Here is a 12,867-nt window from a genome sequence, read left to right as displayed (position 1 = left end):
GACCAATGGCTGCCCGCCAGAACCCGCTTTCCGAATACAACCGGCGCCGCGATTTTTCCAAGACAGGTGAGCCCGTGGGCAAGGCTGCACCGGCGCGCAAGGGCCAGAAGCGTTTCCTCGTACAGAAACACGATGCAACCCGGCTGCATTACGATTTTCGCCTGGAGTGGGGCGGTGTCCTGAAGAGCTGGGCGGTGACCCGCGGACCGAGCCTCAATCCGGACGACAAGCGGCTGGCGGTGCGCACCGAGGATCACCCGATGGCCTATGGCGATTTCGAAGGGACGATCCCGGAAAAGCAGTATGGCGGCGGCACCGTGATGCTCTGGGACGCCGGCTGGTGGGAGCCCGACAACGATCCTGACGAAGGGCTGCAAGAAGGCAAGCTGAAGTTCCACCTGCATGGCGAGCGCATGCGAGGCGGCTGGGCGCTGGTGCGCATGCGACCGCGTCCGGGCGAAAAGCGGGAAAACTGGTTGCTGATCAAGGAGACCGACGAAGTCGCCTCCGACGATGGCGAAAGCCTGATCGAGAACCACATGACCAGCGTCTTTACCGGCCGCACCATGACGGAGATTGCCGACGGAAAAGGCGAAAGCAAGAAACACGTCTGGCAGTCTGAAAAGAGCGCCGCCGCCAACGTGAAGGCTGGTGCAATCGCCGAGGAGCGCCCGAAACGAATGACGCAGAAGCGATCAGGCAAACCACCGCCCTTTCAAAATCCGCAACTTGCCACGCTTGTCTCAGCGCCGCCTGAGGGCGACGACTGGCTGAACGAGGTGAAATTCGACGGCTACCGGCTGCTCGTGGCGGTCGGTGGCGGCGAGGCCGTGTGCTACACGCGCACTGGGCTCGATTGGAGCGAGAAGTTTCACACGATTGCCGACACGCTGGCAGAACTCGACTGCAACTCGGCTCTGCTGGACGGCGAGGCAGTGGCGGCAGGCGGTGAAGGCTCGTCGTTCTCGGCACTGCAGAAAGCGCTGAAACACGGCGGCGACATCCGCTTTTATGCCTTCGATCTCTTGGAGCTGAATGGCCGCGACCTGCGCAAGACGCCGCTGGTCGAACGAAAGCGTGAGCTGAAAGCCTTGCTCGATGCCATGGGCCCGTCCGGCACGGTGCTCTACAGCGAGCATGTGCGCGGCAACGGCGCCGAGGTCTTTGCCGCCATGTGCAAGTCCGGCCAGGAAGGCATCATTGCCAAGGAAGCGGACGCCCCATACCAGAACCGGCGCACGCGCAGTTGGCTGAAGATCAAATGCACGAAACGCCAGGAATTCGTGATCGGCGGCTATTCTCCTTCCGCGAAAAAGGGACGCGCCTTCGCCTCGCTGCTCGTCGGAACGTTCGAAAATGGCAAACTTGTCTACCAGGGCCGGGTCGGCACTGGTTTCGACGAGGCGCGGATGGAAGAGCTTGCCGACGCCTTTGCCAAACGCCGGCGCAAAACGCCACCTTTCGCGACAGTGCCGGATGAGATCGCCCGAGACGCAATCTGGTTGACACCCGATCTGGTCGCCGAGGTCGACTTCGCCGAATTCACCGACGACGGACACATTCGTCACGGCGCCTTCGAAGGGCTGCGCCGCGACAAGGAGGCAAAGACCGTGACACTCGAAAGACCGAAGGTAACGAAAGAGCCCAAAGCGCGTGCCGAACACACACCAGACACCGCCAAACGCGCTTCGGGCAAAGCCCAGCGTGCTCGGGGCAAGACATCGCGCGAGGCGAACCGCGATGCGGACGACACCGTTCTCGGCATTCGCATCACGCATCCGGAGCGTGAGCTGTTCGAGGGTGAGCGCATCACCAAACTCGATCTCGCCCGCTACTACGCGGTCGTGGCCGAGAAGATGCTGCCCTTTGCAGGCGGTCACCTGCTCTCGCTGATGCGTTGCCCGCAGGGTGGTCGCGGCCAATGCTTTTACCAGAAGCATGCCAGCGAGGGTTTTCCGGGCGAAATCCATGAGACGCCTGTGAAGGAATCCTCCGGCGATACCGAGAATTACATGTATGTGCGCGACGCCAAGGGGCTTGTCGCCGCGGTTCAGATGGGAACGCTCGAATTCCACATCTGGGGATCGCCCGTCGACAAGCTGGAGACGCCGGACCGGCTGGTGTTCGACCTCGACCCCGATCCGAGCGTCGGCTTTACGACCGTCAAGAAGGCAGCATTAAGCCTCCGCGCTGCGCTCGACGAGATCGGCCTGAAATCGGTGCCGATGGTGACCGGCGGCAAGGGCGTGCATGTCATCGTTCCGCTGACGCCCCGCGCACCCTGGGACGAAGCCAAACGCTTCGCCAAGGCCTTTGCCCAGGGGTTCGCCGATCGCGATCCGGACCATTTCATCGCCACCATGTCAAAGGCGAAGCGCAAGGGCCGCATCTTCATCGACTGGCTGAGGAACGAGCGCGGCGCCACCGCGATCGCCCCCTACTCCACCCGGGCCCGCGCCGGCGGGCCGGTGGCGACGCCCGTCAGCTGGAGCGAGCTTTCAGATCTCGACTCAGCCAACGGTTTCCACATTCCCGAAATCCTTGAACGGATCGAAAGCGGCGTCGACCCCTGGTCCGACCTTGGCGACACCAGGCAGTCCCTGACCAGAAAGATTCTGGACGCGCTGCCCGAGTAAGCGCTTAGGCTCGTTTTTTAAGCGGCCTTCCGGCAACAAAAGCGCCCTTCGAAACGGACGCTGCGATGCTCGCAACGGGACCGACTTAGCCTGCGCTTTGCCTTGCCCGTGTAAACTTTGTCGCCAGCGCTTCGGGCAGCCGGCGGGGGCGGCCCTGGCCATTGATGACGGCGATGATCACCTTGGCGGCGATCAGTAGCTGGCCATCGCGCCGGATCTCCTGCAGAAGCACCATCTTGGCGCCGCCGGCTTTCTCGGTGACCGTGCCGATCGTCAGGATATCGTCCATGCGCGCCGGCGCCTTGAAGTCGATCTCCATGCGATGCACGACGAAAACGAGCCCTTCGCTGTCCCCTTCGATCGCCAGCGTCGCCTGCTCCACACCCAAGAGCCGCAGAAAATCCGTCCGGGCACGCTCCATGAAATGCAGGTAGCGGGCATGGTAGACGACACCGGAAAAATCGGTGTCTTCATAGTAGACACGCTGGACCAGCCGATGGCCGTCTTCGGTCAATTCGCCAGCAAGCGAGATCAGGGACATGCTTCTCTCCGACTAGAATTTCCCAGATCCTGTGCAGGAACAAAAACGCATTTGCAAGCATTGCAGCCCTGTCACAATCCTATCCTACACGTGGCACAGCTTTCCTTCCTGATCAGGAGATCCGTGCATGAAGATTGCGATCCTCGGCGGCGATGGTTTCGTCGGCTGGCCAACGGCCCTTCATCTCTCCGATGCCGGCCACGACATTCACATCCTCGACAATCTCTCGCGCCGCTGGATCGACACGGAACTTGGTGTTCAATCCCTGACCCCGATGGATTCGATCCAGGAGCGCACCCGCATCTGGCATGCAGAGACCGGCCGCCGCATCCACTTCAACCTGATCGATCTTGCCCGCGACTACGATCTCTTAAAGAACTGGCTGGCGGACCATCGCCCCGACGCGATCGTGCATTTCGCCGAACAGCGCGCCGCGCCCTATTCGATGAAGAGCGACCGGCACAAGAACTACACCGTCAACAACAACGTCAATGCCACCCACAATCTGCTGAACGCATTGGTCGAACTCGAACTTGACGCGCATCTGGTCCATCTCGGCACCATGGGCGTCTACGGATATTCCACCGTCGGCGCGGCGATCCCCGAGGGCTATCTGCCCGTGGGAATCGAGACGATGGCAGGGCAAACCGTGAGCCAGGAGATCCTCTACCCCTCCAATCCAGGCTCGATCTACCACATGACCAAGTGCCTGGATCAGTTGCTGTTCCAGTTCTACGCCAAGAACGACGGCCTCAGGATCACCGATCTGCACCAGGGCATCGTCTGGGGCACCCATACCGAACAGACCCGTCGCCACCCCCAGCTGATCAACCGCTTCGACTACGACGGCGACTATGGCACCGTCCTCAACCGCTTCCTCATCCAGGCAGCGATCGGCTATCCCCTGACCGTTCATGGCTCCGGCGGCCAGACGCGCGCCTTCATCCACATCCAGGATTCCGTTCGCTGCATCGAGCTGGCGCTGAAGCAGCCGCCGGCCCGCGGCAGCCGTGTCGAGATCTTCAACCAGATGACCGAAACCCATCGTGTGCGCGATCTCGCCGAAATGATCGCTGCAATATCCGGCTCGCAGATCGCCTGGTTGCCCAACCCGCGCAAGGAAGCGGCGGAAAACGAGCTGGTCGTGCACAACGAAAAGTTCCTGTCGCTCGGCCTTGATCCGACCCGCCTCCGAGATGGCCTCTTGTCCGAAATCGTCGATGTCGCCAAAAAATTCGCCTATCGCGTCGATCGCGCGCGCGTCCCGGCCATGTCCGCCTGGACCAGGGATATCGCCACGCGCATCAACCATGATCCCGAGGGCAAGCGGCTGAAATCCGTTTCATGACATCGTTCGAAGACCAACTGGAGGGGCTCCGCCCCTCTTCCCCCGCCGCCTCCAACCATGCGTTCGTGACGCTCGTCACCAACGAGGATTATGCGCTCGGCGCCCGCGCGCTCGCCCGCTCGATCCGTCTGACGAAGACCCCGGCCGATATCGTCGTCCTCCACACGGGCGGCGTGTCGGCCGAGGCACTCGCGCCGCTCTCGGCCTTCGATTGCCGCCTTGTCGAAACCGATCTGCTGCCGCTCTCGCATGCCTTCAACGAACGCCACACCCGCCGCAACGTCCACGACAAGGCGCCGTTCACCAAGGGGCGCAAGCCGGCCTTTCACTCACCGCTCGACAATTTCTGCAAACTGCGGCTCTGGCAACTGACGGCCTACCGTCGCTGCGTGTTCATCGATGCGGACGCCATCGTTCTCAAAAACATCGACCGACTCTTTCACTACCCGGAGTTTTCCGCAGCGCCGAATGTTTATGAAAGCCTTGCCGATTTTCACCGCCTGAACTCCGGCGTCTTCGTTGCCGAGCCATCCCCCGCGACGTTCCGCGCCATGCTCCACAGGCTCGATGCACCCGAAGCCTTCTGGCCGCGCACCGACCAGACGTTCCTGCAGACCTTCTTTCCCGATTGGCACGGCCTGCCGGTGACCATGAACATGTTGCAATATGTCTGGTTCAACCTGCCCGATCTTTGGGACTGGTCGTCGATCGGCGTGCTGCACTATCAGTATGAAAAGCCGTGGGAGAAGGATCACCCGCGGGCCGGGCAGCTTCAGCCGCTGATCGATCTCTGGTTCGCCTATCTGACCGGCGAGGGCATTCCGGACATCGCAACTCTTGCCAATCCGGCCCCGTCATGAGGCGCGTGCTCGTCACCGGCGGCACCGGCTTTGTCGGACGCTTCATCGTCGAGCATCTGCTGGCGAGGGGATACGACGTGGTTGTCGGCGGCCGCACGCCGCCCGCTCCCGCCTTGTTTTCGAAACCCGTGGCCTTCGTTGCGCTGAAACTCGACCCGGATATCGACCAGAGTCCTGCCTTCCGCCACGTCGACCACCTCGTCCACGCCGCCTTCCAGCATGTCGAAGGCCGTTATCGTGGCGGCGAAGGGAGTGACCCGGAAGGGTTCCGCCGCAGCAATCTCGATGGCTCGGCCAGCCTGTTTCGAACCGCGCGCGACCAGGGGATAAAGCGGTGCGTCTTCCTGTCGAGCCGCGCCGTCTACGGCAAGCAATCGCCGGGAGCAGACCTCTTTGAAGAGACGCCCTGCCACCCTGACAGCCTCTACGGCGCCCTCAAGCTGGAAGCCGAAAACGAACTCGCCAAGCTGAACACGGACGGTTTCAAGGCGGTGAGCCTGCGCGTGACCGGTGTCTACGGACGGCCAGGTCGGGGCGGCTGTCACAAATGGCAGTCGCTTTTCGATGATTATCTTTCGGGTGGTGCGATTGTTCCGCGCGCCGGCACCGAGGTGCATGGTGACGATGTCGCCGCCGCCGTGCGCCTTGTCCTCGAAACACCATCGAGCAGCCTGCCGGACGGCGTGTTCAACGTCTCCGATTTCCTCATAGACAATCGTGCCATCCTGGCATTGGTCAAGAATATCAGCGGAAGCCCTCATGCCCTTCCCGCCCCGGCCGTGCTGACGGCGTTCAACACCATGAATACAGAGAAGATCCGCGCACTGGGCTGGCAGCCGGGCGGGCTGAAACGGCTCCAAGCAAGCGTGGCGAGCCTGCTCGCCTGACGCTCACCTGTTCGCCACGGCCATTCGCACCGCCCAAAGCAGAAAGGCCCGGCGTCGTGTGCGACGCCGGGCCTTTCCTTTCGGTCACGGGTCAAATTCAGACCCGTGATCCCCCAAAATCAAGCAACAGAGGGCAGACCCATCATCGGCTCGACCCGCGTTTTCATCTGCACGGCCGGCTTCTTGTCCGCCGGAAGCACGAAGAGAAGGCTGTGCGAGATGACGATCGCCGCTGCGAGCAGCACGCCATAAGCCATCAGGATCACCGTCATCGGAACGACGAAGTTGAGCTGCGGCAATGCGCCGAGCATCAGCGGCACGTACCAGGAGGTTGCCGATACGGCACCCGAGATGAGGAAGGTGCTGCGCTGTTTGGTCGACATGCCTTCCATCAGCGAACGGCCGATCTGCATCTTCACCTTCGGCAGGATCACCGCATGGATGAAGGCGCCATTGACCGTCAGGATGGCGACAATGGTCATTTTCGCCCAGACCTTTTCATTGCCGAGTTTGATCGGTTCGAAAAAGCCGTAATAGGCAAGGAAGCCGAAGCCGGTGACCCACAGAAGGATCAGTCCCCAATTCACGATCTTCGACCCGAAGTGGAACACCGCCCAGTGTTCCGGGGTCACTTTCCCCTTGATGAAGAACCGCACGATCATCAGATCGAGAACGGTAGCAGCGCCCAATCCCAGCGCCAAGCCGATGAAATGGAGTATGCGAAGACCCGTCTTGAGTGCAGCGACTGGATCGAGGCTCAGCGTATTGATCAGAAACATGAGACCCATTGAAAGTACCTTTTCGATATCGGCAGCATCACATGGGAACAGCGCCACCCCGAATGGCGCACCCTAAAAATTCCCTCAGACTGAATGAAATCTACGCTGAACTATAACCGCTTCTGTCTGTCCCTGGACGGCATGTGATACTGCTAATGCCCTTAATCGCCCGGCGTCTTGTTACTGTCGAAATCGGCTCAAAGCGCGGCGCAGATATGGCTAAAATAAGAATACAATAAAGTAGACATACTCCATACACAGATATTCAGCATCTTCCTTGGCGATATAGCCTCGAGATCGTGACGGCAACGGCAGTGACGATCCTAGCCGATGTCGATGGCAACGATCTCCGGCGGCGATCCGATCCGGATCGGCAAGTTCGAAAGCCCTAGTCCACCCGAGACGATCATGTGCCGGTCCCGCTCGATGATATGTCCGTAGGCATAACGGTTGCCGTATCGCGACGGGACGAGCGGTGAATACCCCAGGAGCCTCACCTGGCCGCCATGGGTATGACCTGCGAGTGTCAGCGAAACACGCGCGGGCACGTCGACGAAGATGTCCGGCTCGTGGGCCATGAGAATGATCGGCTCGTCGCCCTCGATACCCGCCAGCGTACCCGGCAAGTCATCCAGCCCCGGGATCATGCCGGAGCCATCGGGGGCCGGATAGCTCGGCTCGAGTTGATCGGCGAGACCCGCGAGCCAGAAGGATCGTCCGTCCTTTTCCAGGCGCAGTGCACGATTGTCATAAACGGGAATACCGACGCCGGCGAGCGCCCTGTGCGCGAGCGTCGGACCATGCCCCACTCGGCTGGCAACCGGATCGTTGAGCCAATCGTGGTTGCCCATGATCGCATGGACGCCGAGCGGCGCCTTCAGCCGCGCCAATGCATCGGCCCAACGGGCGGGCTCGACGAAACCGGTCAGGCGCAGGCTGCTCATGTAGTCGCCGAGCAAAAGGATGATGTCGCCGCCAAGCGCACTGGCCTGATCGCAGATGCCGGCTATCCGGCTCACCGGCATCCAGGGCTCGCAGGCATGGATATCCGCCAGAACGACGATCCTCAGCTTCAGCCCTGACGGCCAATTGGCGGGTCGCAAGGCGTAGGACGTCACAAGCGGCCGCTTCAACGGCTCTACGCCGACGGCATAGGCGCTGGTGCCGAACCCAGCCATCATCAATCCGCCGAGAAGCTTGAGAAACCCGCGCCGCGCCAGCATGCACTCTTCCCTTCGATGGATGGATTTCGAATTGCCGCCGCCATCATGAAAGCGGTTGAGGCAACGGGACACGCTCGACGAGCGTCGACGGTCGGCTCTTTCCTTGCCGGATCATAGCGGGCACGCGGCAACGCCGAAATACGTCATTCGGCCACGCGCCTAAGCCATGCGGCCGGGAGCCTATCAGCCGAGATCAATGACCAGGATCTCCGGCGGCACGCCGAAGCGGACCGGCGCAATCGAGCAGCCGAGCCCGCCAGAAACAATCAGACTGCGATCTCCCTCGACCACATGGCCGTAGGCATAACGATCGCCGAAACGGGAGGGCACGACGGGAGCATGGCCGAGAAACCGGACCTGCCCGCCGTGGGTATGGCCTGATAGAGTCAAGGCGACGCGCGACGGCACCTTCGGGAAAATATCCGGTTCGTGGGCAAGCAGGATCACCGGTGCGTCGTCGTCGACCTGCGCCAATGTGCCGTCGAGATCGTCGAGGCCTTGCATGTATTTGCGCATCCACTTTTTGCCCGGCACCAGCGCAAGCTGGTCTTCAAGGCCGGCGAGCCAGAAGCCCATCCCGTCCTTTTCAAGCCGGATGGCGCGGTTGCTGTAGACATTGATGCCGACGTCGGCGAGCGCCTTGTGGCCGAAGGTGAGACCGCCGCTGTTCTTCTGCGCGGTCCTGTCCTCCCACCAGTCATGATTGCCCATGACTGCATGCACCCCGAGCGGCGCTTCGAGTGTTGCCAGTGCCTTCGACCATTCGCCGGAGTGCACGTAGCGCGTCACCAGGTTCATGCCGGCTGCGTAGTCGCCGAGAAGGACGGTGATATCGCCACCGAGCGCATTGGCCTGCCGGCAGATCGAGGCGATGCGATTGGCCGACATCCAGGGTTCGCAGGCGTGGATGTCCGCCAATGCCACCACCCGCAGCTTCAGGCCCGGCGTCCAGCCAGGCGGCGTGAGCGCATACCGCGTCACGTTCAGCCGGGCGAGCGGCTCGATGGCAAAGGCATAACCGCCGAGTGCCGCCATGCTGGCGATGCCGCCGCCGAGAAACTTCAAAAGCCCGCGGCGGGTGATCATTCATTCGTCCTCAAGCGTCAGCCGGAACTGCGCCGCCTCAACCTCTTTCGGCGGATTGAGGCCGATATGTTTCCAGGCATTGGCGGTGAGCACCCGACCGCGCGGCGTGCGCTGGATGAAGCCCTGCTGGATCAGATAGGGCTCGATGATGTCTTCGATCGCATCGCGCGGTTCGGAAAGACCCGCAGCGATGGTTTCGATGCCGACGGGGCCGCCGGCGAAATTCTGGGCGATCATGAAGAGATAGCGACGATCGAGCTGGTCGAGCCCCATATTGTCGACGAGCAGCCGCGTCAGCGCCTCGTCGGCAATTGTCTTCGTCACCGCCTCGGCGCGAGCCACTTCGGCAAAATCGCGCACGCGGCGCAGCAGGCGACCGGCGATGCGCGGCGTGCCGCGCGCCCGTCGTGCAATCTCGCGCGCGCCGTCATCAGTCATGCCGAGCCCCATCAGCCGGGCGCCGCGGCGCACGATCGATTCCAGTTCCTCGACCGTGTAGAAATTGAGCCGTACCGGAATGCCGAACCGGTCGCGCAGCGGCGTGGTCAAAAGGCCGAGGCGCGTGGTCGCCGCCACCAGCGTGAACTTCGACAGGTCGATCTTCACCGAGCGCGCCGCCGGCCCCTCGCCGATGATGAGGTCGAGCTGAAAGTCTTCCATCGCCGGATAAAGGATTTCCTCGACCGCCGGGTTGAGGCGGTGGATTTCGTCAATGAACAAAACGTCGCGCTCTTCAAGGTTGGTCAGAAGCGCTGCCAGATCGCCCGCCTTGGCGATAACGGGGCCGGAGGTCGAGCGGAAATTGACGCCGAGTTCCTTGGCCATGATCTGCGCCAGCGTCGTCTTGCCGAGGCCGGGAGGCCCGACGAACAGCACGTGATCGAGCGCCTCGCCGCGGTTCTTGGCCGCCTCGATGAAGATCTTCAGGTTGGCGCGCGCTTCCGCCTGGCCGGTAAATTCGTCCAGCGACTGCGGACGCATGGTCGCATCGAGATCTTCGCCGCGCTTATCCGGCGTTATCAGGCGTGCGGCATCAGTCATCCATCCGTTCCAATCGATCGGGCATTCGTATGCATGGTGTCAAAGAATATGGCCGTTTTGCATCGACCGGCCCGACAACGCAAGCCGTCATCGCGCCAGTTCCTTGAGACCCAGCCGGATCAGCTTGGCGCTGTCGGCATCCTCGCCACCATTCTTCAGCGCCGCGGCAACCGCATTTGCGGCCTGATCGCGCGAATAACCGAGATTGGTCAGTGCCGATACGGCGTCGGAGACCGGCGCCGAGGCGACACCTTCGCCCAGTTCCTGCTTGAGGCCGATCGAGCCGGACATCTCGCCGGCAAATGCCGGCGCCTTGTTCTTCAGCTCAGTGACGATACGGACTGCGACCTTCGGACCGACGCCCGGCGCACGTGACACCGAGGTCTTGTCCTGCAGCGCAATCGCGTTTGCGAGCTCGCCCGGCGTCAGCGTCGACAAAAGAGCGAGCGCCACCTTGGAACCCACGCCCTGGACGCTCTGCAAAAGCCGGAACCACTCGCGCTCCAGCGCGCTCAGGAAGCCGAACAGCTTCAGCTGGTCCTCGCGCACATAGGTTTCGATGAACAACACCGCCGCCTCGCCCGCCGAACCGAGCTTCGACAATGTGCGCGCCGAACAATGGGCGACATAGCCGACGCCATGGACGTCGAGAACGACATGATCCTCGCCGATTTCGTCGATGGTACCCTTCAATTTGCCGATCATGTGGCGTCGTCTCTCATGGATGGATTGCGGGACGGTCGGACCGACCATCGGAAATTAATGGCAGAAGCGCAACTACCCCATCAGGGCCGCAAGCCGGCTGGTCACCGACAAGCGGTTGTGCGCGTGGCAGATGGCGATCGCCAGCGCGTCGGCAGCGTCGTTGCCCTTGAACTCGGCCTTCGGCATCAGGACCTTCAGCATCATGTGGATCTGCTGCTTCTCGCCATGACCGACACCGATCACGGCCTTCTTGACGGCGTTCGGCGCGTATTCAGCAACCCTCAGGCCCGCACGTGCCGGCACCAGCATGGCGATGCCGCGGGCCTGGCCGAGCTTCAGCGTCGCCGTCGCGTCCTTGTTGACGAAGGTCTGCTCCACCGCCGCCTCGTGCGGCTGATAGCTGTGCACGACTTCGGCAAGGCCGTCATGCAGCTGGCAGAGCCGCGAGGCGAGATCCATGTCTCCGTCCGACGTCACCGTGCCGGAAGCAACGAAGCGCAGCGAATTGCCGAGCGTCTCGATGATGCCCCAGCCGGTACGGCGAAGGCCCGGATCGATGCCGATGATGCGAATCGTGGTCTGCATGAATTTCACCCTATGCTGCGTGTCGGGACGCTGCCAGCAAAAAGTGAACAAAACAAAAACATCCACATGAGGGGAGTGCCCCGGCGGGAAATCTCGACCAGCGCCCTTGGATTGAGGAATTTTGACCTTACATAGGCATTCAATCAATTTTGCTCAACAAAGGCCTTGCTCATGGCGTCGTTCTCCGTCCTCGATCTCTCCCCGATCACCGAAGGCGGCAGTGTCGCCCAGTCGCTGGAAAACTCCAGGCTTCTGGCGCAGGCGGCCGAAGAAAACGGCTACAAGCGCTTCTGGCTGGCCGAGCACCACGGCATGAAGGGCATCGCCAGCGCGGCGACCTCCATCGTCATTTCCCATGTGGCGGCCGGCACGAAGACGATACGCGTCGGCTCCGGCGGCATCATGCTGCCGAACCATTCGCCGCTGGTGATTGCCGAGCAGTTCGGAACGCTCGCAGCGCTCTATCCCGGCCGTATCGATCTCGGGCTTGGCCGCGCGCCCGGCACCGACATGCGCACCGCCCAGGCGCTCCGCCGCAACATGGAGGCGAGTGCCAACAATTTCCCCAACGACGTCGTCGAGCTGCAGGCACTGCTTGGGCCCGTTGGCGACAATCAGGCGATAATCGCGGTTCCGGGCGCCGACACCAATGTTCCGATCTGGCTTCTCGGTTCGAGCCACTACAGCGCGCACCTTGCCGGCATGCTCGGCCTGCCCTTTGCCTTTGCCTCGCATTTCGCGCCCGACATGCTGCTGTCGGCGCTCGAAATCTATCGCGAACGCTTCACGCCGTCCGAAACGCTCAACAAGCCACATGTGATGGTCGGCGTCATGGGCGTGGCAGCGGAGACAGACGAGGAGGCGAACTACCTCTTCACCTCGATGCAGCAATCCTTCGTCGCCCTTCGACGCAATGCCCGCGGCCGGTTCCCCGCACCTGTCGCATCAATGGATGGCTTGTGGAGTTCGGATGAGAAGATCTTCGTTGACCACGCGATGTCCTATGCCATCGTCGGCGGCCCTGAAACGATCCGCCGGAAGATCGGGACATTCCTCGACCAGACGAAGGCGGACGAACTGATCATCTCCATGCCGATCTTCGACATGGAGGCGCGGCTGAAATCGCTGCGGCTCTTCGCCGAGGCGCAGCAGCAGCTTTCAAAAGCCGCGTAACCT

At 62.0% G+C, this 12,867-nt stretch carries 12 protein-coding genes; 5 read left to right on the top strand and 7 right to left on the bottom strand.

All coding sequences use genetic code 11. The features are described from left to right. The first annotated feature begins 5 nt into the window (after positions 1–5). Positions 6–2,636 (top strand): DNA ligase D, encoded by a 2,631-nt coding sequence (ligD, locus tag AC1Q80_RS25135; protein WP_492362184.1) that lies wholly within the window; start codon positions 6–8, stop codon positions 2,634–2,636. 85 nt (positions 2,637–2,721) lie between these two features. On the opposite strand, the gene ybgC is transcribed toward ligD, so the two are convergent. Next, positions 2,722–3,177 carry a tol-pal system-associated acyl-CoA thioesterase gene (gene ybgC / locus AC1Q80_RS25130; RefSeq protein WP_077500703.1) on the bottom strand — a complete coding sequence of 152 codons (456 nt, stop codon included), beginning with the start codon at positions 3,175–3,177 and terminating at the stop codon, positions 2,722–2,724. A 127-nt stretch (positions 3,178–3,304) separates the two neighbouring features. On the opposite strand from ybgC, the gene AC1Q80_RS25125 reads away from it, so the two are divergent. The 3 genes from AC1Q80_RS25125 to AC1Q80_RS25115 are packed head-to-tail and all read left to right on the top strand — an operon-like array spanning position 3,305 to position 6,272. Further along, a complete protein-coding gene (locus AC1Q80_RS25125) occupies positions 3,305–4,525 on the top strand; it encodes an NAD-dependent epimerase/dehydratase family protein (RefSeq protein WP_209791660.1) in 1,221 nt (406 codons plus the stop codon). Then, positions 4,522–5,385 (top strand): glycosyltransferase, encoded by an 864-nt coding sequence (locus AC1Q80_RS25120; protein ID WP_492362183.1) that lies wholly within the window; start codon positions 4,522–4,524, stop codon positions 5,383–5,385. The genes AC1Q80_RS25125 and AC1Q80_RS25120 overlap by 4 nt, the downstream gene beginning before the upstream one ends. After that, entirely contained in the window at positions 5,382–6,272 is an 891-nt protein-coding gene (locus AC1Q80_RS25115; protein ID WP_492362182.1) for an NAD-dependent epimerase/dehydratase family protein, read from the top strand. The genes AC1Q80_RS25120 and AC1Q80_RS25115 overlap by 4 nt, the downstream gene beginning before the upstream one ends. Positions 6,273–6,391: 119 nt before the next feature. Here AC1Q80_RS25115 and AC1Q80_RS25110 read toward each other — a convergent pair whose 3' ends face one another. The 6 genes from AC1Q80_RS25110 to ruvC form a co-directional block, all read right to left on the bottom strand. Then, positions 6,392–7,060, bottom strand: coding sequence for a hypothetical protein (locus AC1Q80_RS25110; RefSeq protein WP_176354913.1), 669 nt, complete (start codon positions 7,058–7,060; stop codon positions 6,392–6,394). Positions 7,061–7,374: 314 nt separating this feature from the next. Continuing rightward, complete coding sequence (locus tag AC1Q80_RS25105) at positions 7,375–8,274, bottom strand: metallophosphoesterase (protein ID WP_492362181.1); 900 nt, start codon at positions 8,272–8,274, stop codon at positions 7,375–7,377. A gap of 183 nt (positions 8,275–8,457) precedes the next feature. Next, positions 8,458–9,360, bottom strand: coding sequence for a metallophosphoesterase (locus tag AC1Q80_RS25100; protein ID WP_492362180.1), 903 nt, complete (start codon positions 9,358–9,360; stop codon positions 8,458–8,460). Beyond that, on the bottom strand, positions 9,361–10,401 hold the full coding sequence (ruvB, locus tag AC1Q80_RS25095) for a Holliday junction branch migration DNA helicase RuvB (protein WP_209791652.1): 1,041 nt from the start codon (positions 10,399–10,401) through the stop codon (positions 9,361–9,363). A gap of 87 nt (positions 10,402–10,488) precedes the next feature. After that, the gene (ruvA, locus tag AC1Q80_RS25090) at positions 10,489–11,106 is read right to left on the bottom strand and encodes a Holliday junction branch migration protein RuvA (RefSeq protein ID WP_173423597.1); all 618 of its coding nucleotides are present in this window, start codon (positions 11,104–11,106) and stop codon (positions 10,489–10,491) included. Between the two features lie 72 nt (positions 11,107–11,178). Then, a complete protein-coding gene (gene ruvC, locus AC1Q80_RS25085; protein WP_053249697.1) occupies positions 11,179–11,691 on the bottom strand; it encodes a crossover junction endodeoxyribonuclease RuvC in 513 nt (170 codons plus the stop codon). Positions 11,692–11,862: 171 nt separating this feature from the next. Between ruvC and AC1Q80_RS25080 the strand changes: the two genes are divergently transcribed. Then, positions 11,863–12,864: an LLM class flavin-dependent oxidoreductase gene (locus tag AC1Q80_RS25080; protein ID WP_492362179.1), complete on the top strand. Its 1,002-nt coding sequence runs from the start codon at positions 11,863–11,865 to the stop codon at positions 12,862–12,864. Positions 12,865–12,867: the final 3 nt, after the last annotated feature.

The organism is Ensifer sp. GW823-FHT05D09 (assembly GCF_058795755.1).
Note: the sequence above shows the minus strand (reverse complement) of the source record. Positions and strands in the feature narration are given on the sequence as shown.

What these genes read in the sequence shown, in the direction of transcription:
- AC1Q80_RS25100 (WP_492362180.1), bottom strand. Translation starts at nt 9,360, where the DNA reads ATGATCACCCGCCGCGGGCTTTTGAAGTTTCTCGGCGGCGGCATCGCC.
- AC1Q80_RS25115 (WP_492362182.1), top strand. Translation starts at nt 5,382, where the DNA reads ATGAGGCGCGTGCTCGTCACCGGCGGCACCGGCTTTGTCGGACGCTTC.
- AC1Q80_RS25120 (WP_492362183.1), top strand. Translation starts at nt 4,522, where the DNA reads ATGACATCGTTCGAAGACCAACTGGAGGGGCTCCGCCCCTCTTCCCCC.
- ruvA (WP_173423597.1), bottom strand. Translation starts at nt 11,106, where the DNA reads ATGATCGGCAAATTGAAGGGTACCATCGACGAAATCGGCGAGGATCAT.
- AC1Q80_RS25105 (WP_492362181.1), bottom strand. Translation starts at nt 8,274, where the DNA reads ATGCTGGCGCGGCGCGGGTTTCTCAAGCTTCTCGGCGGATTGATGATG.
- ybgC (WP_077500703.1), bottom strand. Translation starts at nt 3,177, where the DNA reads ATGTCCCTGATCTCGCTTGCTGGCGAATTGACCGAAGACGGCCATCGG.
- AC1Q80_RS25080 (WP_492362179.1), top strand. Translation starts at nt 11,863, where the DNA reads ATGGCGTCGTTCTCCGTCCTCGATCTCTCCCCGATCACCGAAGGCGGC.
- ruvB (WP_209791652.1), bottom strand. Translation starts at nt 10,401, where the DNA reads ATGACTGATGCCGCACGCCTGATAACGCCGGATAAGCGCGGCGAAGAT.
- AC1Q80_RS25125 (WP_209791660.1), top strand. Translation starts at nt 3,305, where the DNA reads ATGAAGATTGCGATCCTCGGCGGCGATGGTTTCGTCGGCTGGCCAACG.
- ruvC (WP_053249697.1), bottom strand. Translation starts at nt 11,691, where the DNA reads ATGCAGACCACGATTCGCATCATCGGCATCGATCCGGGCCTTCGCCGT.
- AC1Q80_RS25110 (WP_176354913.1), bottom strand. Translation starts at nt 7,060, where the DNA reads ATGGGTCTCATGTTTCTGATCAATACGCTGAGCCTCGATCCAGTCGCT.
- ligD (WP_492362184.1), top strand. Translation starts at nt 6, where the DNA reads ATGGCTGCCCGCCAGAACCCGCTTTCCGAATACAACCGGCGCCGCGAT.